This is a genomic window from Salinarchaeum sp. Harcht-Bsk1 (assembly GCF_000403645.1).
Lineage (GTDB): Archaea > Halobacteriota > Halobacteria > Halobacteriales > Salinarchaeaceae > Salinarchaeum.
The window spans coordinates 1,970,576-1,995,976 of the sequence record NC_021313.1; the positions used below are offsets into that span (position 1 = coordinate 1,970,576).

27 protein-coding genes and 1 pseudogene are annotated in these 25,401 nt (G+C 69.2%); 15 read left to right on the top strand and 13 right to left on the bottom strand.

The genetic code is table 11. The features are described 5' to 3' along the window. Nucleotides 1-9 precede the first annotated feature (9 nt). The 4 genes from L593_RS08900 (at nucleotide 10) to L593_RS08915 (ending at nucleotide 3,317) form a co-directional block, all read left to right on the top strand. The gene (locus L593_RS08900) at nucleotides 10-285 is read left to right on the top strand and encodes a hypothetical protein (RefSeq protein WP_020446626.1); all 276 of its coding nucleotides are present in this window, start codon (nucleotides 10-12) and stop codon (nucleotides 283-285) included. Nucleotides 286-425: 140 nt separating this feature from the next. Beyond that, nucleotides 426-2,210 (top strand): pyruvate kinase, encoded by a 1,785-nt coding sequence (gene pyk, locus L593_RS08905; protein ID WP_020446627.1) that lies wholly within the window; start codon nucleotides 426-428, stop codon nucleotides 2,208-2,210. A 57-nt stretch (nucleotides 2,211-2,267) separates the two neighbouring features. After that, nucleotides 2,268-2,648: a hypothetical protein gene (locus tag L593_RS08910; protein ID WP_020446628.1), complete on the top strand. Its 381-nt coding sequence runs from the start codon at nucleotides 2,268-2,270 to the stop codon at nucleotides 2,646-2,648. 120 nt (nucleotides 2,649-2,768) lie between these two features. Further along, nucleotides 2,769-3,317, top strand: a complete 549-nt coding sequence (locus L593_RS08915) for an NfeD family protein (protein ID WP_020446629.1) — start codon at nucleotides 2,769-2,771, stop codon at nucleotides 3,315-3,317. A gap of 157 nt (nucleotides 3,318-3,474) precedes the next feature. Here the strand turns inward: L593_RS08915 and L593_RS08920 are convergent, their stop codons facing one another. Continuing rightward, nucleotides 3,475-3,858, bottom strand: coding sequence for a hypothetical protein (locus tag L593_RS08920; protein ID WP_020446630.1), 384 nt, complete (start codon nucleotides 3,856-3,858; stop codon nucleotides 3,475-3,477). Nucleotides 3,859-4,116: 258 nt separating this feature from the next. Between L593_RS08920 and L593_RS08925 the strand changes: the two genes are divergently transcribed. Next, nucleotides 4,117-5,253 (top strand): SPFH domain-containing protein, encoded by a 1,137-nt coding sequence (locus L593_RS08925; protein WP_020446631.1) that lies wholly within the window; start codon nucleotides 4,117-4,119, stop codon nucleotides 5,251-5,253. Between the two features lie 51 nt (nucleotides 5,254-5,304). On the opposite strand, the gene L593_RS08930 is transcribed toward L593_RS08925, so the two are convergent. Next, nucleotides 5,305-7,488 (bottom strand): PAS domain S-box protein, encoded by a 2,184-nt coding sequence (locus L593_RS08930; RefSeq protein ID WP_020446632.1) that lies wholly within the window; start codon nucleotides 7,486-7,488, stop codon nucleotides 5,305-5,307. A 205-nt stretch (nucleotides 7,489-7,693) separates the two neighbouring features. Between L593_RS08930 and L593_RS08935 the strand changes: the two genes are divergently transcribed. Continuing rightward, complete coding sequence (locus L593_RS08935) at nucleotides 7,694-8,305, top strand: MarR family transcriptional regulator (protein ID WP_020446633.1); 612 nt, start codon at nucleotides 7,694-7,696, stop codon at nucleotides 8,303-8,305. Between the two features lie 69 nt (nucleotides 8,306-8,374). Further along, nucleotides 8,375-8,692 carry a hypothetical protein gene (locus L593_RS08940; RefSeq protein ID WP_020446634.1) on the top strand — a complete coding sequence of 106 codons (318 nt, stop codon included), beginning with the start codon at nucleotides 8,375-8,377 and terminating at the stop codon, nucleotides 8,690-8,692. 331 nt (nucleotides 8,693-9,023) lie between these two features. Here the strand turns inward: L593_RS08940 and L593_RS08945 are convergent, their stop codons facing one another. Together L593_RS08945 and L593_RS08950 are read right to left on the bottom strand one after the other, a co-directional pair. Further along, nucleotides 9,024-9,266 (bottom strand): hypothetical protein, encoded by a 243-nt coding sequence (locus tag L593_RS08945; protein WP_049894415.1) that lies wholly within the window; start codon nucleotides 9,264-9,266, stop codon nucleotides 9,024-9,026. 330 nt (nucleotides 9,267-9,596) lie between these two features. Next, nucleotides 9,597-10,337, bottom strand: a complete 741-nt coding sequence (locus L593_RS08950; RefSeq protein WP_020446636.1) for a proteasome assembly chaperone family protein — start codon at nucleotides 10,335-10,337, stop codon at nucleotides 9,597-9,599. Between the two features lie 176 nt (nucleotides 10,338-10,513). Here L593_RS08950 and L593_RS08955 point away from each other — a divergent pair, with 176 nt between their 5' ends. Together L593_RS08955 and L593_RS08960 are read left to right on the top strand one after the other, a co-directional pair. Then, on the top strand, nucleotides 10,514-11,425 hold the full coding sequence (locus L593_RS08955) for an RsmB/NOP family class I SAM-dependent RNA methyltransferase (protein WP_020446637.1): 912 nt from the start codon (nucleotides 10,514-10,516) through the stop codon (nucleotides 11,423-11,425). Next, nucleotides 11,422-12,027: a hypothetical protein gene (locus L593_RS08960; RefSeq protein ID WP_020446638.1), complete on the top strand. Its 606-nt coding sequence runs from the start codon at nucleotides 11,422-11,424 to the stop codon at nucleotides 12,025-12,027. Before L593_RS08955 ends, L593_RS08960 begins: the two co-directional genes overlap by 4 nt. Before the next feature lie 132 nt (nucleotides 12,028-12,159). Here the strand turns inward: L593_RS08960 and L593_RS08965 are convergent, their stop codons facing one another. Both L593_RS08965 and L593_RS08970 read right to left on the bottom strand, forming a co-directional pair. Next, complete coding sequence (locus L593_RS08965) at nucleotides 12,160-12,621, bottom strand: universal stress protein (protein ID WP_020446639.1); 462 nt, start codon at nucleotides 12,619-12,621, stop codon at nucleotides 12,160-12,162. A 360-nt stretch (nucleotides 12,622-12,981) separates the two neighbouring features. Then, a pseudogene (locus L593_RS08970) lies at nucleotides 12,982-13,851 on the bottom strand (transcription initiation factor IIB family protein); the annotation flags it as partial. Nucleotides 13,852-14,046: 195 nt separating this feature from the next. On the opposite strand from L593_RS08970, the gene L593_RS08975 reads away from it, so the two are divergent. Continuing rightward, nucleotides 14,047-14,559, top strand: a complete 513-nt coding sequence (locus L593_RS08975) for a hypothetical protein (protein WP_020446641.1) — start codon at nucleotides 14,047-14,049, stop codon at nucleotides 14,557-14,559. Between the two features lie 124 nt (nucleotides 14,560-14,683). Here L593_RS08975 and L593_RS08980 read toward each other — a convergent pair whose 3' ends face one another. The 5 genes from L593_RS08980 to L593_RS09000 all read right to left on the bottom strand — a co-directional run bounded on the left by L593_RS08980 (nucleotide 14,684) and on the right by L593_RS09000 (nucleotide 19,219). Continuing rightward, nucleotides 14,684-15,430, bottom strand: coding sequence for an AAA family ATPase (locus L593_RS08980; RefSeq protein ID WP_020446642.1), 747 nt, complete (start codon nucleotides 15,428-15,430; stop codon nucleotides 14,684-14,686). Between the two features lie 85 nt (nucleotides 15,431-15,515). Then, nucleotides 15,516-15,941: an HIT family protein gene (locus L593_RS08985; RefSeq protein ID WP_020446643.1), complete on the bottom strand. Its 426-nt coding sequence runs from the start codon at nucleotides 15,939-15,941 to the stop codon at nucleotides 15,516-15,518. A gap of 89 nt (nucleotides 15,942-16,030) precedes the next feature. Next, nucleotides 16,031-16,222, bottom strand: a complete 192-nt coding sequence (locus L593_RS08990) for a hypothetical protein (protein WP_020446644.1) — start codon at nucleotides 16,220-16,222, stop codon at nucleotides 16,031-16,033. A 72-nt stretch (nucleotides 16,223-16,294) separates the two neighbouring features. Then, nucleotides 16,295-17,113, bottom strand: a complete 819-nt coding sequence (locus L593_RS08995; protein ID WP_049894015.1) for a M48 family metalloprotease — start codon at nucleotides 17,111-17,113, stop codon at nucleotides 16,295-16,297. 102 nt (nucleotides 17,114-17,215) lie between these two features. Further along, nucleotides 17,216-19,219: a hypothetical protein gene (locus tag L593_RS09000; protein WP_020446646.1), complete on the bottom strand. Its 2,004-nt coding sequence runs from the start codon at nucleotides 19,217-19,219 to the stop codon at nucleotides 17,216-17,218. Nucleotides 19,220-19,614: 395 nt separating this feature from the next. Between L593_RS09000 and dapA the strand changes: the two genes are divergently transcribed. The 5 genes from dapA to L593_RS09025 all read left to right on the top strand — a co-directional run bounded on the left by dapA (nucleotide 19,615) and on the right by L593_RS09025 (nucleotide 24,101). Further along, nucleotides 19,615-20,601, top strand: a complete 987-nt coding sequence (gene dapA, locus L593_RS09005; protein ID WP_020446647.1) for a 4-hydroxy-tetrahydrodipicolinate synthase — start codon at nucleotides 19,615-19,617, stop codon at nucleotides 20,599-20,601. Then, nucleotides 20,594-21,409, top strand: coding sequence for a 4-hydroxy-tetrahydrodipicolinate reductase (dapB, locus tag L593_RS09010; protein WP_020446648.1), 816 nt, complete (start codon nucleotides 20,594-20,596; stop codon nucleotides 21,407-21,409). The genes dapA and dapB overlap by 8 nt, the downstream gene beginning before the upstream one ends. Before the next feature lie 38 nt (nucleotides 21,410-21,447). Continuing rightward, entirely contained in the window at nucleotides 21,448-22,338 is an 891-nt protein-coding gene (locus L593_RS09015; RefSeq protein WP_020446649.1) for a 2,3,4,5-tetrahydropyridine-2,6-dicarboxylate N-succinyltransferase, read from the top strand. A gap of 235 nt (nucleotides 22,339-22,573) precedes the next feature. Next, nucleotides 22,574-23,827: a diaminopimelate decarboxylase gene (gene lysA, locus L593_RS09020; RefSeq protein ID WP_020446650.1), complete on the top strand. Its 1,254-nt coding sequence runs from the start codon at nucleotides 22,574-22,576 to the stop codon at nucleotides 23,825-23,827. 76 nt (nucleotides 23,828-23,903) lie between these two features. Continuing rightward, on the top strand, nucleotides 23,904-24,101 hold the full coding sequence (locus L593_RS09025; protein ID WP_020446651.1) for a hypothetical protein: 198 nt from the start codon (nucleotides 23,904-23,906) through the stop codon (nucleotides 24,099-24,101). A 121-nt stretch (nucleotides 24,102-24,222) separates the two neighbouring features. Here L593_RS09025 and L593_RS09030 read toward each other — a convergent pair whose 3' ends face one another. After that, the gene (locus tag L593_RS09030) at nucleotides 24,223-24,876 is read right to left on the bottom strand and encodes a MinD/ParA family protein (RefSeq protein WP_020446652.1); all 654 of its coding nucleotides are present in this window, start codon (nucleotides 24,874-24,876) and stop codon (nucleotides 24,223-24,225) included. Beyond that, on the bottom strand, nucleotides 24,873-25,322 hold the full coding sequence (locus tag L593_RS09035; protein ID WP_020446653.1) for a hypothetical protein: 450 nt from the start codon (nucleotides 25,320-25,322) through the stop codon (nucleotides 24,873-24,875). The genes L593_RS09030 and L593_RS09035 overlap by 4 nt, the downstream gene beginning before the upstream one ends. Nucleotides 25,323-25,401 lie beyond the last annotated feature (79 nt).

A 25,401-nucleotide genomic window follows, 5' to 3' on the forward strand; every position in this document is an offset into this window, starting at 1 on the left:
AAGCGTCCCGTGGACGACCAGGCAATCAAGAACGAGATCGTCTACGCGATGGTACGCAAGCGTATCACCGGCGGAAACAAGAAGCAAGTCACGACCATCGTGGGGATGCCCTTGCCCTCGCATCTCGAGGGTCGGGGCAAGGCGCTGATCGACGATCTCGTACAGGACGGCGTCGTCGAACGGTATGGTGGTGGTCACCGGGCGAACGTTCGGCTCTCGAGTCTCGACGCTGGCGTCGCGTATCTGCGAGCCAACGACGGCGAGGTTCCCTTCGGGTTCGAGTGAGACCAATCGAGACGGGGCGGACGTTCGCCCACTTTCCGTTGTCCTCGCCGCCGCTGACTACCGGATTCGCCACCCGGCGAACGCTGACTCGCGAGCGAGTAACCACCGTGTTTTTCCGGGGGTCCGTCCATAGCTCTCCCATGCGCAACGCGAAGATCGTCTGTACGCTGGGGCCCGCCTCCGGCTCCCGCGAAACCATCCGGGAGCTGGCTCAGGCCGGGATGTCCGTCGCCCGGCTCAACGCCAGCCACGGGGACCGCGCGGACCGCCGCGCCATGATCGAGCGCGTCCGGTCGGTCGACCGGGAGCTCGATCGCCCCGTCGCGGTCATGCTCGACCTCCAGGGTCCGGAGATCCGGACCGCGCCACTCGAGGAACCGATCGAGCTCGAGACTGGCTCGATGGTCCAGTTCGTAGAGGGGGAGACCGCGACCCCCGAGACCGTCGGCCTCTCGATCCCGATCGACGGCGTCGAGGCCGACGACCGGATGCTGCTCGACGACGGCCGCATCGAGGCAGTCGTCTCCGAGGTCGACGAGGACGGCGTCCTCGCCCGGATCGTCAGCGGCGGCGAACTCGGCGGCCGCAAGGGCGTCAACCTCCCCGGCGTCGACCTCGACCTCGACGTCGTCACCGCCAAGGACCGCGCCGACCTGGAACTGGCCGCCGACCCCGGCGTCGACTTCGTCGCCGCGAGCTTCGTCCGCGACCGCGACGACGTCCTGGCCGTCAACGAAGCCGCCGAGGACGCAGGCGCCGACGTCCCGATCGTCGCCAAGATCGAGCGGGCCGGCGCCGTCGACAACCTCGGTGGGATCGTCGATGCCGCCTACGGCGTGATGGTCGCCCGCGGGGACCTCGGCGTCGAGTTGCCGATGGAGGACGTCCCGATCATCCAAAAGCGGATCATCCGGGAGGCGAGGAACGCGGGCGTCCCCGTCATCACCGCGACGGAGATGCTGGACTCGATGATTCACGAGCGCCGCCCGACCCGCGCGGAGGCCTCCGACGTCGCGAACGCCGTCCTCGACGGCACCGACGCGGTGATGCTCTCCGGCGAGACTGCCGTCGGCGAGCACCCTGTCCAGGTCGTCGAGGCGATGGACCGGATCGTCAGCCAGGCCGAGCGGAGCGGGGAGTACGCGGAGCTACGCGAGCAGCGCGTGCCCTCCGCCGGCGAGAGCCGGACCGGCGCGATCGCCCGCTCGGCGCGCTTCCTCGCCCGCGACCTCGGCGCCTCGGCGGTCGTCGCCGCCTCCGAGTCCGGCTACACCGCGCTCAAGACGGCGAAGTTCCGGCCACCGGTGCCGGTCGTCGCGGCGACGCCGAACGAGGCGGTTCGCCGCCAACTCGCTCTCTCCGCTGGCGTCATCCCGATGTCTCGCTCCTTCGTCGACGGTGGCGCGGACAAGGTCGTCGAGACGGCCGTCGGCGCAGCCCTCGACGCGTCGGTCGCCGAGAGTGGTGACACGGTCGTCGTGCTCTCCGGGATGATGACCGAACTGGAGGGCGCCCAGACGACGAACATGCTCAAGGTGCACGTCGCTGCCGAGACGGTCGCGACGGGCCGATCCGTCGTCGACGGCCGGGTCTCCGGGCCGGTCGCCACCGCACCGGACGGCGACCTCGGCGCCGTGGCCGAGGGCTCCGTGCTCGTCCTCGACTCGGAGTTCGAAGCGGAGTTTTCGGGCGACCCCGCGCGCCTCGCCGGCATCGTCGACGCGCGAAAGGGGATGACGGGCTACCCGGCGATGGTCGCTCGCGAACTCGAGATCCCCATGATCAGCGGCGCGCCGATGGCCGAGTCGGTGGCGCCAGGCGACGAGGTGACGCTCGACGCCGAGCGCGGCGTCGTGTACGCGGGTGCCATCGACCCAGGGGCCGACCGCGAGGGCCGGTCGCTGGACTCGGCCGAGCGCGTCTAACGCGGAAGATCGGCGCGGGACGGCGCCTTTTTGCATCGCGAGCGCCGACGGGGAGACATGACCGACGAGTCCGACCACAGCCGGTCCGATCGCAGCCGGTCTGACGACGACTCGGTGGACGAGTCGACCGGCACGGCCGACGACGCCTGGTCGGACGGCTGGGAATCGGCCGCCGATCGCGCGGCCGAGGAGGATGCTCCGTCCGAGGGTGCCGGGGCGAATGCCGGCAGGACTGCGACCGGCTCCGAGGACGCCAGCGACGAGGAGGAGTACGAGCCGTCCATCGCCGGGGTCTTCGGCGCTCGCCCGGAGGACGCGCCCCCACGACCGGAGATCGTCCCCGAGACCCCGTCTCTCGAGAACGCACTCTTCCTGCTGCTCGGCGTGCTCTTCGGCCTGTTCGTGATCTACCGTGCGGCCACCGTGTTCGCGGGCTGATCCGCGAGCCATCCTCACCGCACGCCAACTGACGTTCACACGGGCGCCGTCGTCGCCGTGGCTCGATTTCGACCCGAAAAGCGGCGGAAGGATTAATCGGCCGGGGCGGGAAGGCTTTGTATGGCAGTGTTCGGATTCGAGTTGCCGCTGCTCCTGGTGTTGATCGGGCTCGGCCTGATGATCGCCGAAGCGCTGGCACCGGGAGCGAACTTCATCGTGCTCGGGGTCGCCTTGCTGTTTGCCGGGATGCTCGGCCTCGTCGTCGCGCCGCTGGCGTCGCCGATCGCGCTGGCGGGGCTCACCCTGCTGTTCGGCGCCCTCGCGCTCTTCCTCTACCGGGAGTACGACATCTACGGCGGCACTGCCGAGCAGACGAGCGACTCCGACTCGCTCCGGGGCGCCACCGGCCGCGTCGTCGATCGCGTCACCGAGACCGACGGCCGGGTCAAACTCGACGGCGGCGGCTTCAATCCCTTCTACCAGGCGCGGACCGTGGATCGCGAAATCGCGGAGGGCGAGGAGATCATCGTCGTCGATCCCGGCGGCGGTAACGTCGTGACCGTCACGGCGCTGGAGGGCCTCGAAGACGACGAGATCGACCGCGAACTCGCCCGGGAGTCCGAGGGCGGCGAACCCGTCGGCGAACGCGAGTCCCAGACCGGCGCCTGATTCGATCCTCGGACGGTTCGGTCCCCGTTCGTTCGGACGACTCCTCGTCCGTTGGGTAATTCTCCCGCCCAGTCGGAGACTTTCACGGCCGATCGAAGACTTCGACAGCCGTTCGGCGATGTCGCCGTCCGATTGTACGCCCCCTGCCGAACGTGGCTCACCGCCAGTCCGCGTTACGCAGCCAGAGGAGATACCCGAGGAGGGCTAGCTTCGGAGCGGTCGCGAGCATCGTGCCGAGCACCACGAGCGGAACGATCGCAACTCCCTGGGTCAGCAGCGTCCCGCGGAGTCCCCAGCGCTGGCGGTGCCAGAGGCCGTACGCGAGATAGCACTCCGAAACGCCGATCCCGAGCAGAAGTGCGCCGGGGATCGGACTCGTACCGATCACACCCAGCCCGACCGCGGTATCGAGGACAGCACCGAGCAGGAGCACCACGCTAGCGGCTTTCACGGCGCGAAACGAGGGCTCAGCCCCGTCGATTGCCACGGAGCGGGAGGCCCTCCTCGCGTCTTCGGGCGGCGACGACGCGCCTGTCATCATTCCATACGAACGCCAGACTGTTGACAAAATTGTTTCGATGACGAATGAAATGGCGGGACTGTACGACCCCGAATCGGTCGGCCGATCGGCTGGCAGCGATCGAGCAGCCAGAAGCACCATCTCGGTAGGTGGCGTCCGGCGAGTGGCGCCACGCAGTCTACACCGCCCGGCGTGGCGGCCGTCGACGGCGCAAGGAGCACGCGCCCGCCGATCGGGCGGCAGCAAGGATTTTTCACTCGGCTCGGCCAACAACGAACTATGGTGGACGCAGTCCTGCTGCAAGAAGCCGTGCAGGGGGCGACGATCATCGGGGCCGTCCTGTTGATCCTCGCCGTCGTCACGGTCGCGAGCGCGATCGAGATCGTCAACGCCTACGAGAAGCGCGCGCTGACCGTCTTCGGGGAGTACCGGAAGCTCCTCGAGCCGGGGATCAACTTCGTGCCGCCGTTCGTCTCGAAGACCTACACCTTCGACATGCGAACGCAGACCCTCGACGTCCCCCGCCAGGAGGCGATCACGCGGGACAACTCGCCGGTCACCGCCGACGCCGTCGTCTACATCAAGGTGATGAACGCCAAGAAGGCGTTCCTCGAGGTCGACGACTACAAGCGGGCCGTCTCCAACCTCGCCCAGACGACGCTGCGCGCCGTGCTCGGCGACATGGAACTCGACGACACGCTCAACAAGCGCCAGGAGATCAACGCGAAGATCCGCCGCGAACTCGACGAGCCCACCGACGAGTGGGGCATCCGCGTCGAGTCGGTCGAGGTCCGCGAGGTCAACCCCTCCAAGGACGTCCAGCAGGCGATGGAGGAACAGACCTCCGCGGAGCGCCGTCGCCGCGCCATGATCCTCGAAGCGCAGGGTGAACGTCGCAGTGCGATCGAGAAGGCCGAGGGTGACAAGCAGTCCAACATCATTCGCGCCCAGGGTGAGAAGCAGTCCCAGATCCTCGAGGCGCAGGGTGACGCGATCTCGACGGTCCTGCGTGCCCGTTCCGCCGAGTCGATGGGCGAGCGCGCAGTCATCGAGAAGGGGATGGAGACCCTGGAGTCGATCGGCCAGGGCGAATCGACGACGTTCGTCCTGCCCCAGGAGCTGTCCTCGCTGATCGGCCGCTACGGCAAGCACCTCACCGGCTCCGACGTCAAGCAGGACGGCGAGATGCTCGACTCGCTGGAGTTCGACGCCGAGACCCGGGAACTCCTCGGCCTCGACGACATCGAGAAGATCATCTCCAACATCGACGAGGAGGCCGACATGCAAGGGGCGATCGAGGAGATCGAGGAGCAAGCAGAGGCCGTCAAGGAAGGCCAGACCGCCACCGACATCAAGGATCCCGACGAGGTCGTCGACGAGACCGCCGACGATTTCGAGTTCGAGGAGAAGTCCTGATTCTCGGTCGCCTCACGGCGGTCGTCGACCCCGCAGGGGACGATTCGCTCGCTATTCGTCCGTGCCCCCCGCGAGCGGCAGCCGGAGTGAGACCACGCTTCCCTCGGTGTCCCTGTCGTCGTAGGCCAGTTGCCCGCCGACGTCGTCGACGATCCAGCGCGTCAGCAGGAGACCCATCCCGCTCCCGTGACGGAGCTGTGTCTGCTCGTCGCGCACCTCGGCGTCGACCATCGCCCACTCGTCGTCGGCGATCCCGTTCCCGTCGTCGACGATCTCGACGACGGCGTCCGCTCCTTCTCGCGTCGCCGTGACGGTCACTGCCGGGGCCTCGCTGGCGTTGTGTTCGACGCCGTTCTCGACGAGTTGCTCGACGGCCACCTCGACTCGCGGGTCGACGGGGAGCGGGCCCGACGCGTCGACCCGAACCTCGATCGTGGCTGCTGGGAACTGCGACCGCTGCCGCTTTGCGACCGACTCGATCGACGATCGGAGTTCGGCCGGCTCCGAGCCGCGGTGGGGGTCGAGGATCGAGTCCATCATCACCTTCGCCTTCTCGCTGGTCGTGAGGAGGTTCGTCGCGGCGTCGGTGAGGCGATCGAGGTGGTCGAGCGTCGCCTCGTCGTCGATCTCTTCCGCGACGAGGTCCGCGTAGCCACGGACCGTATTGAGGTCGTTGCGGATATTGTGCCGGAGGAGCCGGTGTAGCACGTGGAGGAGCCGCTCCCGTTCCTTGATTTCCGAAATGTCTCGCCCCTCGGGGACGAGCAGCGTCACCTCGCCGTCGCGGTCGGTGATCGGTCGGATCGAGAAGTCGATCACGGCGACGCGGTCGTGACCGACCACCCGTAACTCGTCGCGAAAGATCTCTCCGTCAATCGCGCGTTGAAATCCCCGTTTCACCGCTTCTTCGTCGGCCTCGCCGGTGAACTCGAGAGCGTCCCACAGTGGGGTGCCGATGGCATCGTCCCGCGAGGCACCCGCGAAGGCCAGCCCGGCCTGATTGACCTCGACGATGTTGCCGTCGGTGTCGACCAGCCCGGTGAACTGGTAGGTGTTGTTGAACACCGCCTCGAACCGACGCTCCCGCTGCAGCCGATCGGACACGTCGCGACCGATGCCGACGAGTTCTGCGTGAGCGTCGGCGTCCGTCTCTCTGGGAGCACCCGTCAACTCGTAGGGTATCTCCTCCCCCGACTTCGTGCGGAGTGCGGCCCGGACCGTCGTGGCCTCACCTCGTTCGAGCACCCGCTGCACGTGTTCGCGGACGCGATCCCGGTCCGCTTCCGCGACGAAATCGAGTGGCGACATCCCCGCGATCTCTGCGTCGATGTAGCCGGTCACCTCCTCGAAGCGATCGTTCCACCGAGTGAACGATCCAGTTTCGTCGAACGCGTACAGGGGGTCCGGAATCGCCTCGAGGATGCTCTCCGTGAACGCCTGTTCGCTCCGCAGGGACTGTTCGCGCTCCAGTCGCTCGGTGACGTCCTGAATCGCGCCTCTGAGGCGAACGACCTCGCCGTCCTCGACCTGCGGGACGCCGCGGGTCTTGACCCAGCGCTGCTCGCCGTGCGTGGTGCGTATCCGTAGTTCGTGATCGAAGGGTTCGCCCTCGGCCAGTGCCCGATCGACCGCGTTCCGTATCACGGGGCGGTCCTCGGGGTGGTAGAACTCGATGGCCTCGTCCACCGACGGCGACGCCTGGAGCGGCAGGCCGTGGATCCGCTTGGCCTGGTCGGTCCATCGGAGCGTTTCGCTCGTCGAATCGAGTTCCCAGCCGCCGACGTTCGCCAGCTGCTGGGTGTGCGCGAAGAGGTCGTTCTGGCGGTGCAGGCGCTCCTGGTAGGCCTTGCGCTGGGAGACGTCGACGATGATGCCCTCGAGCGCGGTCGTCCCGCCGTTCTCGACGACGGGAACGCCGCGTTCGAACACGTGTTTCGTCTCGCCCGTCCGCGTCTCGATTCGGTAGTTGGCCGTAAACTGGCGCCGCTCCTCGACTGCACGCTGCACGGTGCGCTCGAGGTCGTCGTGGTCCGCTGCGAGGACGAGACTCCCGTAGCTGACGTCGTTCGCTTCGAATTCGGCCGAGTCGTAGCCGGTAAGTGACTCGACTTGCCCGCGCAGGAACGTCATCTTCCACGGTGCCTCCGGCTCACAGCGGTAGGCGATCCCCGGCAGGTTGTCGACGAACCGGTCGAGCACCTCGCTCGCGTCCTCCGGCGCGCTGGGGTCGAACACGTTCGGTATGCGTCACGCACCTTCTCTGCTCACGGTGTTAAGCGCAGCGGCCACAGCCCCACCCGTCCGGCTTCGGGCCGGCGGAAGCAAACTGGCCTGGAGTCGGTCGTACCTGGGAACCGCGCCTCCGCCGACGCAACCCTTTTTACCACGCGCCTCGGGTCATAAGCAACGGACGTAACCGTCCGCTCACCCTACTCCACACATGACCGACCGGGGCGTCGACGAGGACAAGCGGGCCACGCTACGGCGGTTCGCAGCCCTCGGTGCGACGATCCCGGCGGGTCTCGCCGCCTCCGGGTCGGCCGCCGCCGAGGGGAGCGACGCTCGCGAGGCCCTCGTCGGCTACCTCTCGGCGACCCCCGGCGCGCACTTCTCGAAAGTCCGCGACGATCTCCGCCTGGGCACCGGCGAGACCCAGCACCACCTCCGCCAGCTGATCGACGACGGTGCGATCGTCCGCGAGGACGACGGCGACTACGCTCGGTACTACCCCGCAGCGACGTTCTCGGCCCCCGAGCGTACGGCGCTCGCCGCGCTCCGGAAGGAGACGCCGCGAGCGATGGTCCTCGCCTTGCTCCGTGAACCGGGACAGTCCGGGGCGAGCCTCGCGGAGTCCGTCGGCGTCTCGCGACCGACGATCAGCAGACAGGCCGCCAGTCTCGAGGCCGACGGACTCCTGGAACGCGACGACGGCTACCGGCTCCAGCAGCCCGAGACCGTCCTCGCGCTCGTCGTGCGCTACGCCGACTCATTCGACGCCGACGCCGTCGCGCTCGCTGGCGAGGCCGACGGCCTGATCGCGTTCGACCCCTGAAGCGGGCAGCAGCCGTCTTCCTACTCCACCGAACACCCGCGGAGCGACGGCTCGGCGACTCGACTCGCCGTGGAGGTCTCGCCGTCGGTCGCCGATCGCACGCCGTATCGTCGCGACGGCAGCCGGCACTGGTCGCTCGGTGCGACAGTCGCTATAGCAGCAGGACTGGAACCCGGGGTCGTCGTCGGAGCCTCCGGCCTGCGACGCGAGGTGGCTGCGACGACGCGTGTCGACCTCGTCAGAGCGCTCGCGAAGCGCGGCGATCTGGCGGCGGAGCGGGCGTTCGTCGGTGGAGTCGAGGGCTATGAGGTCCTCGCGGATCCCCGCGAGTCGCTCGCGGACACGGGACAGCGGGTGTCGCCGCGACGCCGCCGTCTCGGGTCGTAGTGGGCTCCCGCAGTGGGTCCGGTTCGGACGTGCTCCACTCGTTTCTATACGCGCTAGCCCGTTGAATATATAATTGATATATCGTGTGGGGTCGGCTCCGTAGCTCTCCGCACGACTCACTTCTTGCGTTGTGGTCGAACGACCGGCCTCGAAATATAGCAGTCATCGCAGGGAGCACCGAGACGAAGTTCCGGAGCCATTCGAGATTCGAAACTACCGACCGGACGAAAACCCCCGGCAACGGCACCGACTCGAACGCCGATCGCCGGGGAACGAAACCGCGACAGCGACGTGAAACTCCGACGGAAAGGGGTCGGCGCGGATGGGCCCCTTACACGGTCACTTTCCACGTTGTCGACGAGGAGTACCCCCATCGCTCGACGTCGACGTCGAGGTCGCCGTCCGCGATCGCTGTCATGTTCGTGCCGACCTCCTTCGCGCTCATCCCGAGCTCCTCAGCGATCAGCCGCGACTTGAAGTACGTCTTCATCGGCGCCTTCTCGCGGAGGTAGCCGAGGATCTGGTGTTGTTTGTCGGAGAGACTTGCAGTCGACGCCGCGGCAGTGGCGCTCATACTCCACTGGAGGGCTGTGTCCCCCTTCATGCGTTTGGTACGGTCGTGTAACGCCGCGCTTGCTTGCGATTTTCTGCAAGAAGTGGTTCGTCCTCGTTCCGTCGGTAGGCTCCGCGCGGTTCGATCGACCGTCGTTGGTACGGTCGGGTACGCTTCGATTGAGCGGTCGGGCGGTCCCGGAACGCGACCACTCCCTCGAACGTAGCGGCCACCGTTCACTCCGGCCTCTGGGGACGCGCGAGCTATACACCGCTGGCGAGGGGCGCAGCGCCTCGGGAGCTGTTTTTCATGAACGTTTTTGCAGCGCGCTGGAGCGCGCTGCAAAAAGGTTCATTGGTACATCCTGAGCGGCTTTGCCTCCGAACTCGCCTCCTGCTGGGCCTCCTGGAGCTTCTTCGCGAGTTCCTCGCGGCGCTCCTGGACGTCTTCGGCCTGCTCGACGAGGGCCTCGGTGTCGACCTCGACGTCCGTGAGCGGGGCGATGCCCTCCCGGATGAGGACGCGCGCCGCTTCGGGGTCGGGGAACTGGGGATTCGACTCGACGACCAGTCCGTAGCCCGGGACGTCGCGTTCGGAGGCGGCGGCTACCAGCGCGCCGGTGGGCCCGGAGATCGCACCGTGTTCGTCGGGCGTCCCGATCTCGAGGTCGTCGAGGCGGTCGCCCGCCCCGCCCGTCGCGACGCCGAACAGCCCGGGTGGCGTCGAGCGATCCTCGCTGGCGTAGCCGCTGCAGTAGATCGGCGTGACGTCATCGGTCTCGAGCCAGCCGGTGACGCAGTCGGCGAAGGTGGGCGCTGCCTGCGGCGAGACGGGGACGTCGCTCTGGAGTGCGACGAGGTTCGACGCCTCGTCGGCGTAGAGCCTGACCGGCGGTCTGACGTCACGCTCGCCAGCGGCGTAGACGCCGAGTTTGGGGAGTCCCTCGCAGGTGATGCTCGCATAGCGGGTCATTCCCAGGGTCTCCACGAGGTGGTCGGTCGCGATCTTGCCGACGAGGCCGACGCCCGGCAGCCCCTCGACCAGCGTCGGCGCGTCGAGTTCCAGGTCGGCCTGAACCGTGATGCCTGCCATAGCGGCGTTTGGAGGGGAACCCGCTTAATGGTGCGCCACGGTGGGGCTCGCCCCGTCCGATCCCGACGCGTCCCCGCCTGGATCGCGACCGACCTCGCTCCCATCGCAACGCCGCCGCCCCTATCGGCCCCCGAACCGACACCCACAAGCCCGGCCCACTCCCGAGGTCGAACCGAATGCACGAGGTCCTCGAGCGCTACGAACCGATCGTCGACGAGTTCGACGCCTTCGCGGCGGCGATCGAGCGACCGCTCGGGAAGACCGTCCGGGTGAACACCATCAAGGCTGACGTCGATCGGGTCCGGGAGGCGTTCGACGAGGCCGGCATCGACGCCGAACCGACCGACTGGAACCCGGAACTCCTCGCCGTGGACACGGACGGCCCTGGCGCGACCTGGCCCGCTTTCCACGGCTGGATCCACACGCAGGAGGCGGTCTCCACGCTGCCGCCGATCGCGCTCGATCCCGACCCGTCCGATACGGTCTGGGACGCTTGCGCGGCGCCGGGCAGCAAGACGACGCAGCTCGCGGCGACGATGGACGATCGCGGCCGGATCGTCGCGAACGACCGGAACATGGGTCGGCTGTCGGCGCTCCGGTTCAACGCCGAGCGCCTCGGCGTGACGAACGCCGTCGTCACGAACCGCGACGCCCGGAATTACTCGCTCGACCCGCTCGAGGTCGACGCCTTCGACGCGGCGCTCGTCGACGCGCCCTGCTCCGGCGAGGGCACGCTCCGGAAGAATCCCGCGGCGCTCGAGACCTGGAGCGAGGGCTTTCTCACCGACGTGTCGGGCGTCCAGACCGACATCTTGCGCCGTGCGATCCAGGCGACCAGGCCCGGCGGCCGGGTCGTCTACTCGACGTGCACTTACGCACCCGAGGAGAACGAGGCGGTCCTCGACGCGGTTCTGGAACAGGAGGCGTGTCGCATCGTCGAGCAGGAACTGCCCCTCGAATCCCGACCCGGCGTCACGGAGTGGCAGGGAGACTCGTTCGATCCGAGCGTCGAGCGCGCCGCTCGCGTGTATCCGCACCTGAACGACACCGGCGGGTTCTTCCTCGCGACGCTGGAGGTGGGCCGATGAGCGACGACGAGACCTACCTCGGGCTCGGTGAGGGCGAGGCAGCTCCAGACGAGCACGACACCACATCCGACGCGAGCGACAGAACCGAAACCGACCTCGATGAGAACGTCAGCCACCGCTTCGATCGCCTCGCGCCGACGGACGCCGAACGAACCGTCGCCGGGCGGCCCTCCCGCGAGGCCGTTCTGCAGTGGTGGGACGACCGATTCGGGATCCCGCCGGCGACCTTCGCCGAGCACACGCTCTGGGAGAAGGGCAACGGGAAGCTGTGGGTGCTGGCCGGCGACGCGGCAGATCCCAGCGACGTCGAGGCCGTCGGAATGACGTTCCTGCGGACGCGCCAGGAGCACTGGAAGCCCACGACCGACGCCGTCCAGCGGTTCGGCGACGCGGCCACGCAGAACGTCATCGAACTGAAAAGAGAGGAGGCCCGGCGCTTCGCCGCCGGCGAGGACCAGTCGATCGATCGCTGGGACGGCGACTGGGGATACCTGATCGCCGCCCACGAACTTGCCGGCGACCGCGCGATCCTCGGCGTCGGGCTGTACGTCCACGGCGAACTGCGCTCGATGGTGCCCAAAGGCCGTCGGCGGGACCTGTGAGGGAAGGGCGACGCGTCCCGGTGGTCGTTTCAGACGCTCGCGTTCCGATCCTGACCGATCGCGCTTCGATTTCGGTTGCTCCCACTCCGATTTCCTTCACTCGCGATCCAGGGCGCCCGCGCTCCGACAGGATCAGTCCGCGAGGTCCTCGTCGGCGTGGCGAACGAGGTGGACGTCGTACTGTGGATCGTCGGAGACCGGTGAACCGACGCTCGCGACGGGGGTAACGACGGAGCCGGCGTTCGCGGTGCCGATGAAGAGTACCGACGCCTCGAGATCCCCGGCGACCTGGCGGATTCGCCGGACGACGTCCGTCGTCATCGACGCGCGATAGTCCGTCTCCTCGGTGGTCTCGACCCGGACCTCGGCGTCCGGTGCGATCTCGCGGGCGGCCGCACGCAGCCCCCGTTCGATCCGGTCGGCGTCGTAGGGTTCGCCCGGATCGATCCACCCCTTCTCGCGAGCGTAGTCCGTGCTGGGCGGAACGACGACCAGCGCGACGACGCGCTCGTCCATGACGCGGCCGAACTCGCCGGCCCGGCGGAGCGCGGTTCTGGACAGCGGCGAGTCGTCGAAGGGGACCAGATAGCTCATATCGGGACAGTGGCGGCTGGGCGTTTAGTCGTTGGGTCGGGAGAACGCTACGCGCCGCTCGCGGTGGTCGGCGTCGGGACGGGTCTATCGCCACTTCGCGCGTCAGTCGTCGCTGAAGGGCATCGCCGCCGGCGTTCCGGAGCGCTTCGACCGGCCAGCTGGATCGTCTTGGCCGATGGTGACGTCGGCATCGGGGTCCGAGCTCTCGGCTTCCCCCGCTGTGGCGTGTGCGGGCGTCGCGTGGCCGGCCGTCCCTTCCGAACCCGTGGCGTCGCTGGCCGCATCGTCCGAGACCGTGCTGTCACTGGCAGTACCGTCTTCAGGCGCACCGTCACTGGTCGTGACCTCCGTAGCTTTCGCGTCCTCGAGGTCGTGGTAGGCCTTCCGGAGCGTCACCGGCGAGACGCCGGCGGCGTCGGCCGCGTCGCACTGGGTCAGCCCGTGGCCGCAGTCTTGTGCAGCCGTGTAGAGACAGCCAGCCGCGAACCCGCTGGGGTCGCGACCGCCGGCGATCGCCGCCTCGCGACCGAGCGCGGCGAGTTCGAGTGCGCGCCGCTCGATGGCGTCCGGCAGGTCGAGCGCCGAGGCGAACCGGGGGACGTACTCCGCCGGGTCGATCGGACCGGTCGGCAGGCCGAGTTCGCGGTTCAGCGCGTCGTAGGCGGCCCGGAGTTCGCTCTCGTCCGCGCGAGCGTCCGCGACGACCTCGTCGATCGTCCGCGAGATCGAACGGGTCCGGCAGACGGCGTAGACGGTCGCGGCGGCGAACCCCTCGAGCGAGCGCCCCTGAAGGAGTTCGGCGGACTGTGCGGAGTCGAAGAGTGCGCATGCCTGCTCGCAGACGTCCTGGGGTAACTCGAGGCGGTCGACGAGTCGCCTGATCTCCGTGTAGGAGTACACCTTGTTGCGGTCCTGCTTCGTCGCGATCTGTGCGCGGCTGTGTTCGCGGCGCATCCGCACGAGCCGTCGGCGCTTGCGGCCGGTGAGCCGGACCGAGCCGCTGCCATCGCCGTGGCCGATTTCGGTGCTCAGTCCGCGGTCGTGTCGGCTCCTCGTCAGCGGCGCGCCGGTGCGTTCGCGGTTCGTCTCCTCGCCCTGGAAGGAGCGCCACTCGGGGCCGCGGTCGAGGCGGTCGGCGTCGACGACCAGGCCGCAGTCGGTGCAGATCGTCTCGTCACCCTCCCGGGCGAGCGCGCCTGTGCATTCGGGGCATCCGTCGTCCGTCGTCATCACGAGTGGAGCTACGCAGGGAAGGGTTATTTAAATCGTGCTGTCAGCGCAACGAACCCGCAGGAAGCGGGGTGGCGAACGTACCGGTTACCGGTACGTTCTCGTGGGCGCAGGGAGGACTCGTCGGCCGCCGCCGACGAAGGACCGTAACTACGAACGAAAATTTTAACAAGTGATAGTCGGAACTATCTGCCGATGGGGCTCTCGGATATCGCTGCGGACCTCGAGGTCACGGCCGAGCAGCGCGACCGGGGCGTCGCGACGGTCGACGAGACCGACGGCGACCTCGCGGAGCGCCTCGTGCCCGTGGCGGAGGACCTCCCCTGCTCGGCGGCGGCCGCGGCCGACCTCGTCGACGCCTACGCCGACGGCGCGAGCGTCGGCGGCGCGGGGAAGGCAGCCGGCCTCCCGCCGATCACCGCCGCGAAGGTCCTCCACCTCGTTGGCGTCGACGGCGTCTGCCCGCTCGCGCCGGTGGCCCGCGAGATCGTCACCGACTGGATCGCTGGCGACCTCCCTCGGACCGAGGCCCGAGAACTCGCTGGCGCGTCCGAGACCGAGTTCCTGCTGACGACCTTCCTCGAGACCCACGAGCCGATCCCGGCTGCCCGCGAGGCGGTCGAACCCGTGCTCGGCCCCGGCGACGCGCCGCTGTCGACCGACGACGCGCTCGCGGAGACGATGGCCGACGCCGGGGAGTTCCTCTGAGCGATCCGTTCGCCGTCGACGAGTGGTCCTCGTTTATCGGTCGACCGGCCGTGCGGTCCGCTGATCAGTTCGTTCGTTGCCGACAAGCGCGTCGATCGCTGCAGCGCCCCTGCTTCGTCGACTCCTACCCGAACCGACCGGCGATGAGCCCCTCCTCTGGAAACTCGAGCGCCAGTTCGACGTCGAATAGCGCCTCGGCAGCTTCAGCGACGGCCGGCGCGTAGGCGGGGTCCGGATCCGCCGCGCTCGGCACGGCAGCCTCCGGAACCTCGTGGGTCGGCAGCGCAGCGTCGGCGGCTTGCACCGGGTGCTCGCCGTCGGCACGGTTCGCGATCGCGAGTCCCGGCGCCGCGCCGACGTCCTCGAGGCGCTCGCGGAGCCGCTGGAGCGCGTCGACGCCCCGCTGGCTGGCCGGCGTCACGGCGGCTACCCGATCGGCGGTGGTGACTGCGCTGACCGCGGGGTTCGTCGCGACCGGCGGCGCGTCCACGAGGACGTAGTCGAACTGCGCCGCCGCGTCGTCGAGGACCGTCTCGAACGTCTGCGCTGCCCTCGGCGTCTTGGCACGGGCGAGGCGCTCGAAGGGTGCCCGCGAGGGAGCGACGGCAACGCGGCCCCCGGCGTCGCGAAGGGGGTCGAGATCGAGATCCACGCTCGCGTCGCCGAGGGACCCGTCTTCGACGAGTACGTTCGTCAGGTCCGCCTCGATCCGGCCCGGGACGTGTGCCGCGAGGCCCTGCGTCGCGAAGTCGACGTCGAGCACGCCGACCGCGTGGCCGGCCCGACCGAGCGTCGCCGCGAGTTCGAGGCTGGTCCGCGTCGCGCCGGCGCCGCCGGTGGCTTTGACCACGGCGGCAGTCGTTGGTTGCATTACTGCGTTCGTCGATCCTATTCGGTAAAAAAGCTGCGCACCGGTTCGCGTGACCGGAAGTACCCGACGTCGGGATCGGTCCGTGCTACTGCGCGTCCCGAATCGCATCGCCGACGGACGCGATCTCCTCGTCGTCGAGGTCCGGTCGGCTGCCGAACAGGGCGTGGATCGGGCCGTGGCCGTCGCTCTCGAAGCGCGGAACGACGTGGCAGTGCACGTGGGGCACCTCCTGGCCCGCGGCTTCGCCGTTGTTGAACGCGACCGTCGAGCCGTCGGCGTCCACCGCCGACTCGATCGCCGGCGCGAGGTCGCTCGCCACGCGCCCGATCGCCGCGCCCAGGTCGCCAGGCAGGTCGGAGACCGTCTCGTGGTGGGCCTTCGGGATCACGAGCGTGTGCCCGCGGGCCAGTGGATTCGCGTCGAGGAAGGCCAGCACGTCCTCGTCCTCGTAGACGATCTCGCCGGGAATCTCGCCGTCGACGATCGCACAGAAGATACAGTCGTCGCTCATGCTCGAAGGGACGGCAGGCGACCCCTTGAAGGTTGGCGGGGCGGGGCGTAGCCGTCTCGAAACGACGGCACTCCGCAAGCGCGTCCAGGCTAGCGGTACGCGAGCGTGACGAGGACGGCGACTGCTGCGAACCCCGCGCCGACCAGGAACAGCGGGCTTCCCAGCGCGGCGTCGAATTCGCCGTCTCCGAAGAACACGGCGACGACGGCAGCCGCGACGCCGAGGCCGAAAATCGCTGCTGCGACTGGCGATTCGCGAGCCTCCGAGAGCGTGATGCGCATAGCCGTTCCTCTGCGGGCGTGCCTGAAAAGGATCGGGCCAGCGTTGCAGACGCGGCGAATGCGTCGGCCGCGTCAGTAGGAGCGGAGCCGCGAGATGCGCTCCTCCGTCGGCGGGTGCGTCGAGAGGAGCCGCTCCGCGCCGCCGAAGATGCAGAGGGCGGCGACGGAGTCGTCGACCTCGTTGCCGCTCGCCTGGGCGCCGCGGGAGATCTTCTCGAGGGCCCTGGCGAGCGGGTCGCCGGTCCCGATGACCTGGGCGGCGTCGGCGTCGGCGATGTACTCCCGGTACCGCGAGATCGCCATCACGAAGACCATCACGAACATCTGGGCGACGATGCCGGCGAGGTAGCCCAGGAAGTAGTTCGCGAGCGAGCGCTCGCCGGTGAAGAGCACGATCCAGTGGACGGCGATGCCGACCATCATCGCGATCGACTGGCCGATCGTCATCGTCAGCACGTCGCGGTTCTCGATGTGGGCGAGCTCGTGGGCGAGGACGCCCTCGAGTTCGTCGTGGTCGAGGATCGACATGAGTTCCTCCGAGACGACCACGACCCCGGCGCCGCGGCGGCCCGTCGCGAAGGCGTTGGGCACGCCCATGCTGGCCACCATGAGCCGCGGCTTCTCGATGCCCATCTCCTCCGAGAACCGCTCGACGCTCCGGTGGACCTGGGCGTACTGGCCGTCCTCCGGCATGTCTTTGGCGCCGGTCGTCCAGAGCGCCATCTTCTTGCCGAGCACGTACTGGATGCCGACGAGGCCGAACGATCCGATCAGTACGATCGCGAGTGGGATGTTGAACGCCGCGTAGGCGACCGTCGCGATCGCCAGGTAGAACGCGAACAGGATGGTCCCCACGAGAGCCATCCTGACTTGGAGCCCCCTGTGATTCATCGATCGATAATAGCCAGCGAGCACCCTTAAGGACAGGGGTCAGGAACCGCCGTGGGATTTTTCGTGTCCGCTCGCCCACGCCGGCCGATCCCCCGAGGGCGCTCAGAACAGCTCCCGAAGCGACGGTCCGTCAGCGAGGCCCGAGGGGCCGACCGCGCGCCACCACAGTCCAAGCGCCACTGCACCGCCCACGAACGTGACGGCCGCGGCGGACGATCCGACGATCGCCAGTGGGGCGGTCGAGACGAGGCCGATCGCGCCGATCGCGAAAGCCAGGAGGTGCGCGAGTCCCCGGTGAACTCGGCGGTGGATCTCGGCTTCGATCTCGTCGTCGGTGCTGTACTCCGATTCGACCGTCTCGCGGAGCGACTGCACGTCCGAGGTCGTCTCGTTGAGTCGTTCGCGGTGGTCCTCGCGAAGCGACTCCAGCGCCGACGTCGTCGCCGCGTCGGCAGCGAGGTCGTCGTGGCGATCGGTCAGCAGGTCGATCCGCTCGTCGAGGCTGGACTCCCGATCGTCGAGGTCGGATCGAAGGCCGTCGAGTTCCTCGGTGGTGGCCGCGTCGGCCTCCAGTTCCTCGACCGTCTCCTCCAGTTCGTCGAGTGCGGCCTCGGTGGCAGCCGTCTCCCGGAGCGTCTCGAGGTCGTCGGCCAGGTCGTCGAGTCGCTCGGCGGTCGCTGCGCGCGCTTCGAGCGACGCCAGATCGTCCGCGACGGACTCGATCTCCGAGCGGATCGCCTCGCGATCGGCTTCGGACGTCGCCTCGAGGTCGGCCAGTTCGTCGTCCGTGGCCTCGAGCGCGTCGGCGAGCGACTCGTGGTCCTCGCGAAGGGCAGCGACTGTCTCGGCGTCGGCCGCAGTTTCGCCGAGGGACTCGACGCGCGACCGGAGCTCCCGGAGTTCGGCGTCGCCGGCCTTCGCCCCGTCGAGGTCGGTGATAGCACGCTTGAGCGTCTGGACGTCGCTGGCGTCGGCTTTCAATCCGTAGAGCCCCTCCACGCTCTCCTCGAGGGCCTCGACGTCGTCGGCGATCCGCTCGGCGCGACGGCGCTGGCGTTCCCTGACGTGCTCGACGAAGGCGTTGGTGGAGTCCGACAGTCGCACCTCGAGCGCGTCGGCGAGTGCCGCGCGGTGGCTGTCGTCGACCGACTCGTCGTGGAGTTCCCCCACGAGCCGGTGGACGAGCGACTCCGTCGCGTCGTCGCTCGCGTCCTCGGCCGACGTACCGGCAGGCGCATCTACTGGGTCTTCCTTCGCTTCCCCGTCGCTTGCACCCGCGTCGACGTCGGCGAAGACGTCGTCGGCGAGCGCGCCTCCCGAGCCCCCCTCGTCCGCCGACTGCTCGTCCATCGAACCCTCGTCGAGGGCGGTCTCGCCCGGTACCACGGCGTCGCTCCCGGATTCCGCCGTGCCCTCTGTCGATGGACCTGTCGCCGACGAGGCCGAGTCCGATCCGGTCTCCTCGCCGCCACTACCGTCGTCGGTCGCCGTCTCGCCCGGCAGGCGGGCCGCAGCCTCGGGCTCGTCGTCGGCCATCGGGTCCGGTAGCTCGTCGAGGTCCAGCTCCAGCGACGCGTCGTCCTCGTTCTCGCTCGCTGCATCGACTGCCTGCCCGTCGCTGTCCGCCCCTGTTGCACTGCCGTCGCCGCCCGCATCGGCAGCGTCCTCGTCGCGTTCCTCCCCGGTTGCGTTCTCGTCGACCGGCTCTGGTGTAGCCGCGGGGTCTGGCGTCGCTTCGCCGTCCGTCGCGGCGGGTGCGGCCTCCACCACCGGCGGTTCCAGGTCGGCGCCGATATCCCCGTCAACGCCCCAGGCGGTGGACGCAATCTCGCCGGGCTCGATCTCCCGTTCGAAGACGAGTCCGTCGGCGTCGCGCTCCCAGTCCTCGCCGCAGTTGCCGGGGAAGCCGAGGTCCTCGAAGGCCATCGAGTCGGGAATCGGCTGGCGAACGCGGACGCGGACCGGCGCCGGGTGATCCGTCTCGATCGCGTACTCCAGCGCGTCGCGGTCCTCGTCGATCCGCCGCGGCCTGACGCGGACGGTGGCCGCCTCCGTCTCGTACACCGCACCATCGCCGGTGCGGTCCGATGCGTGAGCGCGTGTCATGGGATGGACAGACCGACCGGCGCCACAAGAAATTTTCGCACGATTTACCACGTATTATTTTCACAGCGAGACCGCGAATCGTTTCGGATACAAATGGGTACGTGGGTGGCTCGCATACGGAATCCACGGTGCAGGAGCCGAATAGCCGGTGGTTCCAATCGCTCGGCGGTTCGATGGCGCAAGCTTCAAGCCGTCGCCCCACGCCCACCTGGATATGCACCCGCTCGCCTCCGTCGCCGGTTCCTTCTCCGCGAGCGGCGCAGTCCGTAAACGCCGCCCCTGACGCGCTCGCGGCGAGTCTGGCGGCCTCGTCCCGGGCGATTTCGACCGTTCGACAGCCCAGGCTCACGGCCAGACGCGTGGACTTACGTCCCTACGGACGCGACCTCACACCAATGACAGCAGACACACCGAACGACGGATCGAACGACCCGTCGACGGGCGAGCCGTTCCGCGGCGTCTACCCCGCGATGCTCACGCCCTTCGACGACACCGGCAGTATCGACTACGAACAGCTACGGGCGGAGGCCCGCCGGCTCGAAGCCGCGGGCGTCGACGGGCTCGTTCCCGTCGGCTCGACCGGCGAGAGCGCGACGCTCTCCCACCAGGAGCACGTCGACGTCGTCGAGGCGGTCGTCGACGCCGTCGACGAGGTTCCAGTCGTCGCCGGCACCGGTTCGAACAACACTCGCGAAGCGCTCGAACTCTCCCACGCCGCGAAGGACGTCGGCGCCGACGCACTCCTGCTCATCTCGCCGTACTACAACAAGCCCGAGCAGCGCGGGCTGGAGGCCCATTTCCGGGAGATCGCAGACACCGTCGACCTGCCCCAGATCGTCTACAACGTCCCGAGCCGCACGGGCCGCAACGTCGAGCCTGACACCGTCGTCGCGCTCGCCGACCACCCGAACGTCGCCGGCTACAAGGCCGCCAGCGGCGACCTCGGGCAGGTCACCGAGGTCGTCGAGCGGACGCGGGAGTACGACTTCTCCGTGCTCTCCGGCGACGACGCCCTGACCCTTCCGATGCTCTCCGTGGGCGCGACCGGTACGATCTCCGTCGCCGCGAACGTCGAGCCCGAGCGCACCGTCGCGATGGTCCACAGCGCGCTGGAGGGGGACTACGCCGCTGCACGCACGCTCCACCACGAACTCGGCCCGCTCTTCCGCGAGCTCTTCGTCGAGACCAACCCGATCCCGGTGAAGGAGGCCGCCGCGATGCGAGGCTACTGCGGCCCGACGATCCGGCCGCCGCTCTCGCGGCTCGCCGAGGAGCACCGCGAACCGCTGCAGGACCTGCTCGACGAACTGGAAGCGACCCGCGAGGAAGCGCTGGCGGGGGTCGCGGCGGCTCCAGCGATCTCGGCGGGGGAGCATGACTGAGCCGACCCGCGTCGCGATTCCCGGCGCAACCGGCCGGATGGGCGAGGAACTCCTCGCCGAGGCGGCCGGACGCGACGACGTCGAGGTCGTCCTCGCGACGACCCGTTCGCCCGAGGCGGGCCCGATCGCGGGCGTCGAACTCGCCGGCGCCGACGGCCTCCCCGCGCTCCTCACCGAGCGCGACGTCGACGTGCTCGTCGACTTCACCGTCCCAGAGCCATGCATCGAGGCCGTCGAGGCGGCCGCCGACGCGGACGTCGACGTCGTCGTCGGCACCACGGGTTTCGACAGCACCGAGACCGCCGCGCTCCGGGAGGCCAGCGAGCGGACGGCGCTGCTCAAGGCCGCGAACTTCGCTCGCGGCGTCCAGGCGCTGCTCCAGGTCGTCGGCGAGGCCGCCAGCGCGATGGAGGGCTACGACGCCGAGTTGATCGAGACCCACCACAACGGCAAGCGGGACGCACCGAGTGGCACCGCGAAAGCGATCCTGCACGAACTCGAGGGCGCTCGCGAGGCCGGCGACCGGGACGGTGGCGATCGCGACGGTGCGACCGACGGCGATCGCGTCCACGGTCGGGAGGGCCACGCCCCGCGCCGGGACGGCGAAGTCGGCGTCCACGCCGTCCGCGCTGGCGACATCACGGGCATCCACGAGGTGCTACTCGCCGGCAACCACGAGGAGCTTCGATTGACCCACCGCGCGGAGGATCGCGGCGTCTTCGCCGCGGGCGCCCTCGACGCCGCCGTCTGGCTCGACGGCCAGCCGCCGGGCTGGTACGACTTCGGGGACGTGCTCGGCGGGGACTGATCGGGGAGGTTTTACTCCGGGGCCGAGTCCGCTCGCGCATGAGCCTGCAATCCGACGTCGAGGCCCTCTGGGCCCGCTACCAGGACGGCGCGGTCGACGCCGCCAGCGCGAGCGCGGACGACCTCGCCGTCCTCGAGGCGTTCCTCGAATCGCTCGAAGCCGGCGAGCTACGCGCCGCCGAACCGGTCGAACCTGCCGACCCCGACGCCGTGGGCGGCGACGGCGAGCCGGAAGTCGCCTCCGCCACCGCCGAGTGGGAGGCCGTCGAGTGGGTCAAGCAGGGCGTCCTCCTGAACTTCGGCCTCCGGGAAAACGTCGCCCACGAGTACGGCGACGTCACCTACACCGACGTCCTGCCGCTCCGCCGCACCGACGACCTTGCCGAGCGCGGCTCCCGGAACACGCCCGACGGCACCGTGCTGCGTCGGGGCTGCTACCTCGGCTCCGACTGCATCATGATGAGCCCGAGTTTCGTCAACATCGGCGCCTACGTCGGCGACGGCACCCTCATCGACTCGTGTGACACGGTCGGCTCCGCTGCACAGATCGGTGCGAACGTCAAGCTTGGCGCGAACACGCTGATCGGTGGCGTCCTCGAACCCGTCGAGGACGCGCCGGTCGTGATCGAGGACGGCGTCTCGCTTGGCGCTGGGTGTCGCGTGACGTCGGGCTTCGTCGTCGGCCACGATTCCATCGTCGGCGAGAACACCCTGCTCACGCCGCGCATCCCCGTCTACGACCTCGTCGACGGGGAGGTCCACTACGGCAAACTCCCACCGGAACGCCGCGCCTTCCAGCGCTTCGTCGAGTCCTCCGTCAGCGACGAGGAGCTGATCCCCGGCAGCGCGTACAAGCCCGCCGTCGTCGCCACGCACGTCGAGGAGGAGACCCTCGAAGCCACGGAGCGGGAGGACGTCCTCCGGGAATGACGACCACTGCGACGACCACCGCCGGGTGGGAATTCGGAAGGGGCCGACCGGTCGCGGGATGTAACGACGCACGCACCGCAGTGGACGAGCGCGAGCGAGTGAACGAGGAGCGCAGCGAGTTAGATTCCGCGAGCGGGAGGGGGCTTCCGGAGGAGTTTGCGGTCGCTGTACCGAATGAAAACCACTCACGCGACACCGAAACCACTGAATCCGGGGAGCCACTCCCCACGTGCCAATGACCGATTCCTCGCCCCCGATCCGCCGGCTGGCGGACTGGGACCACGACGAACTCGCTGGCCTCGCCGACGAGTACGGCACGCCGCTGTACGTCACGGATCTGGATCGGGTCGCCGCGAACTACGACCGGATCGACGACGCCTTCGAGGGAATCGAGTGCATGTACGCGGCGAAGGCCAACACCGGCCAGGCCGTCATGCGCCGGCTCCTCGAGGAAGGTGCGAATATCGAGTGCGCCGCCGCGGGCGAACTCCACCGCGCGGTCGAGGCCGGCGCGGAGCCGAACACCCTCCAGTACACCGCGACCAACCCGCCTGCGAAGGACCTCGACTGGGTCGTCGACTTCTGGGAGACCGACGCGCCGGAACTCACCGTCACGATCGGTGCGACCGACACGCTCGACCGCCTCGAAGCACGGGGCTACGACGGTCGAATCGCGATCCGCGTCAACCCCGGTATCGGCGCGGGTCACCACGAGAAGGTCGCGACCGGGAAGGACGCGAAGTTCGGGATTCCACACGGCGACGTCCCCGAGGCCGCGGCCGACGCAGCGGAGCGCTTCGACCTCGTCGGCCTGCACGCCCACGTCGGCAGCGGGATGCTCACCGAGGAGGACCTCCACGCGCACCGTCGCGCGCTGGAGCGCGTCGCCGACGCGGCCACAGTGGTCGAGTCCGAACAGGGTTCCGGCACCCTCGACTTCGTCGACGTCGGCGGCGGCTTCGGCGTGCCATACCGCGAGGACGAGGAGCCACTGGACCTCGACGCCGTCGCGGCGACGATCACGGAGACCTTCGCGGACGTCGACGCCCGGCTGAAGGTCGAGCCGGGTCGCTACGTCGTCGCGGACGCAAGCCTCGTCCTGACGGCGGTCAACACGATCAAGGAGGCGCCGGAAGCGACCGTCGTCGGCGTCGACGCCAGCCTCGCGACGATGATCCGCCCGGCGATGTTCGACTCCTACCACCCGATCCGGAACGTGTCGGCACCCCAGCGTGCCGCAATTCCCGCTTCGGTTGGAGGGCCGCTCTGCACCAGCGCGGACGTGTTCTGCACGGGCCGACCGATCGCCGAACCCCGCCGGGGCGACCTGCTCGCGATCGGCAACACCGGCGCGTACGGCATCGAACTCGCCAACCAGTTCCACTCCCAGCCCAAACCGGCCGAGGTCGGGCTAGAGGGTGGCGAGGCGTCCGTGCTCCGCGGGCGCGAGGACTACGACGACCTGCTGCATCACGAGCGGCTGCGGTAAGGATCCCCGGCGAGCGGCACATTCCGTGACCGCTCCAGCACAACACGTTTCGCCGTCGCGTACCTGGCTCGAATCAATGGACGAGGCGAGCTACGTCGTCGAGCGGCTATCCGGAGAGGAGCGCGGAATCCGGGTCACCTGTTCGGCTCACGACGAGTCCGAGGAGTTCCAGCCCGGCCAGAACCGGGTAGCGTTCTACTGCTCCGGGTGTGGCCTCGAAATTGAGGCCGCGATCCACGCCGACGACTGGCGCGACATGGGCGAGATGTGTTAGACGTAGGAGTACCGAACGGACCGCTACAGCAGCCGCTTCCAGTCCCGCCCATCTGTGGTTTGCCGAATCGCACGAAACCCCGGTGGATCGCGTCATCGCGCGTCGAGCGGAGGCCGCGTCCTCACTGGAGCGCGCCGGCGAGTTCGCTGAAACGTTCGGTGGGGACGCTCTCCGGCGCGACCGACGCGACGGCCCGTCCCTCGTTTCGCGCTCGGTCGACGGCCTCGTGCTCGGGGACGACGGTGACGGGCGCGCCGAGCGTGCGCTGGACCCGATCGACCGGCGGGTCACGGGCGCGGTTGAGCACCACGCGCTCGATTCCGGCGTCGAGGACGCGGGCGAGCGCCCTGGTCCGGAGTGCGTCGGGAACGGCGACGCCGTCGGGCGTCGTCACGAGCAGACAGCGACCGGCCGCGCAGAGCGGGAGTCCCGCGTCCGCGGCCATGCCCGCGGGGCAGTCGACGACCACCGCGCCGTAGTGTGACTCCACGCGACGGAGGGCGTCCACGAGCGCCGTCGGATCGGCTGCCCGGGCGCCGGCGAGCGTTCGGCCGCAGGGGAGGACGTCGACGCTGGCGCCACCCCGCTCTCGGACCGCTTCGAGCGGATCCGCGCGGCCGGCGAGCACGTCGTGGAGGTCCGGACCGGGGCCGTACGGGAGGTCCGCCATCCCGAGGTCCGCGTCGACGACGACCCCGTCGAGTTCGGCGCCGACGTTCAGCGCGACGGTGGACTTGCCGACGCCTCCTTTGCCACCGACGACCGCGAGGATCACGGCCCTGCCTCCGGTCCGGTGCCCCCAGTCGCCCCGGCGGTGGCGCCGGGGGACGCGGTCGGATCGACGGCGTCACGTGGCGGCGACGGATCGCCGAGCACGCGCAGGACGTCCTCGGCCGTCGGATCGTCGCCCGGCCCACTGCCGGCGTCTGGATCCGCGGGTTCGACGGACTCGATCTCCACTGGCGGCTCCACCGGCGGCTCGGGGCTCGCAAAGCCGATGCTCCCGACCTGGCCGGTCGGCACGACGACCTCCGCAGCGTCGCCGTCCCATGGCGCTGCCGGCACGCCCTGAACGCGGGGCGGCCACGTCGGGCCGTCGATTCGGGATCTGAGGCGGATTCGGTGGACGTCGACCCCCGGGGACTCGACGCGGTTGTCGAGACGCACGGCGACGAGCGTGACGCCGCCCGGCCGAGCCGTCGTACACTCGAGTTCGACCATGGGCTGCTTCGCCGCCGAATCGCACTTGAAGCTGTGTCCGTCGACCTCGCGGCTCCGTGGTGTGCGACTTCCAGCCTCA

What these genes read in the sequence shown, in the direction of transcription:
- L593_RS08965 (WP_020446639.1), bottom strand. Translation starts at nt 12,621, where the DNA reads ATGAGCTATCTGGTCCCCTTCGACGACTCGCCGCTGTCCAGAACCGCG.
- L593_RS08945 (WP_049894415.1), bottom strand. Translation starts at nt 9,266, where the DNA reads ATGAGCGCCACTGCCGCGGCGTCGACTGCAAGTCTCTCCGACAAACAA.
- L593_RS08985 (WP_020446643.1), bottom strand. Translation starts at nt 15,941, where the DNA reads ATGAGCGACGACTGTATCTTCTGTGCGATCGTCGACGGCGAGATTCCC.
- L593_RS08980 (WP_020446642.1), bottom strand. Translation starts at nt 15,430, where the DNA reads ATGCAACCAACGACTGCCGCCGTGGTCAAAGCCACCGGCGGCGCCGGC.
- L593_RS08955 (WP_020446637.1), top strand. Translation starts at nt 10,514, where the DNA reads ATGCACGAGGTCCTCGAGCGCTACGAACCGATCGTCGACGAGTTCGAC.
- dapB (WP_020446648.1), top strand. Translation starts at nt 20,594, where the DNA reads ATGACTGAGCCGACCCGCGTCGCGATTCCCGGCGCAACCGGCCGGATG.
- L593_RS08995 (WP_049894015.1), bottom strand. Translation starts at nt 17,113, where the DNA reads ATGAATCACAGGGGGCTCCAAGTCAGGATGGCTCTCGTGGGGACCATC.
- L593_RS08975 (WP_020446641.1), top strand. Translation starts at nt 14,047, where the DNA reads ATGGGGCTCTCGGATATCGCTGCGGACCTCGAGGTCACGGCCGAGCAG.
- L593_RS09015 (WP_020446649.1), top strand. Translation starts at nt 21,448, where the DNA reads ATGAGCCTGCAATCCGACGTCGAGGCCCTCTGGGCCCGCTACCAGGAC.
- L593_RS08990 (WP_020446644.1), bottom strand. Translation starts at nt 16,222, where the DNA reads ATGCGCATCACGCTCTCGGAGGCTCGCGAATCGCCAGTCGCAGCAGCG.
- L593_RS08950 (WP_020446636.1), bottom strand. Translation starts at nt 10,337, where the DNA reads ATGGCAGGCATCACGGTTCAGGCCGACCTGGAACTCGACGCGCCGACG.
- L593_RS09035 (WP_020446653.1), bottom strand. Translation starts at nt 25,322, where the DNA reads ATGGTCGAACTCGAGTGTACGACGGCTCGGCCGGGCGGCGTCACGCTC.
- L593_RS08935 (WP_020446633.1), top strand. Translation starts at nt 7,694, where the DNA reads ATGACCGACCGGGGCGTCGACGAGGACAAGCGGGCCACGCTACGGCGG.
- dapA (WP_020446647.1), top strand. Translation starts at nt 19,615, where the DNA reads ATGACAGCAGACACACCGAACGACGGATCGAACGACCCGTCGACGGGC.
- lysA (WP_020446650.1), top strand. Translation starts at nt 22,574, where the DNA reads ATGACCGATTCCTCGCCCCCGATCCGCCGGCTGGCGGACTGGGACCAC.
- L593_RS08925 (WP_020446631.1), top strand. Translation starts at nt 4,117, where the DNA reads ATGGTGGACGCAGTCCTGCTGCAAGAAGCCGTGCAGGGGGCGACGATC.
- L593_RS09025 (WP_020446651.1), top strand. Translation starts at nt 23,904, where the DNA reads ATGGACGAGGCGAGCTACGTCGTCGAGCGGCTATCCGGAGAGGAGCGC.
- L593_RS08920 (WP_020446630.1), bottom strand. Translation starts at nt 3,858, where the DNA reads ATGATGACAGGCGCGTCGTCGCCGCCCGAAGACGCGAGGAGGGCCTCC.
- L593_RS08915 (WP_020446629.1), top strand. Translation starts at nt 2,769, where the DNA reads ATGGCAGTGTTCGGATTCGAGTTGCCGCTGCTCCTGGTGTTGATCGGG.
- L593_RS09000 (WP_020446646.1), bottom strand. Translation starts at nt 19,219, where the DNA reads ATGACACGCGCTCACGCATCGGACCGCACCGGCGATGGTGCGGTGTAC.
- pyk (WP_020446627.1), top strand. Translation starts at nt 426, where the DNA reads ATGCGCAACGCGAAGATCGTCTGTACGCTGGGGCCCGCCTCCGGCTCC.
- L593_RS08960 (WP_020446638.1), top strand. Translation starts at nt 11,422, where the DNA reads ATGAGCGACGACGAGACCTACCTCGGGCTCGGTGAGGGCGAGGCAGCT.
- L593_RS08910 (WP_020446628.1), top strand. Translation starts at nt 2,268, where the DNA reads ATGACCGACGAGTCCGACCACAGCCGGTCCGATCGCAGCCGGTCTGAC.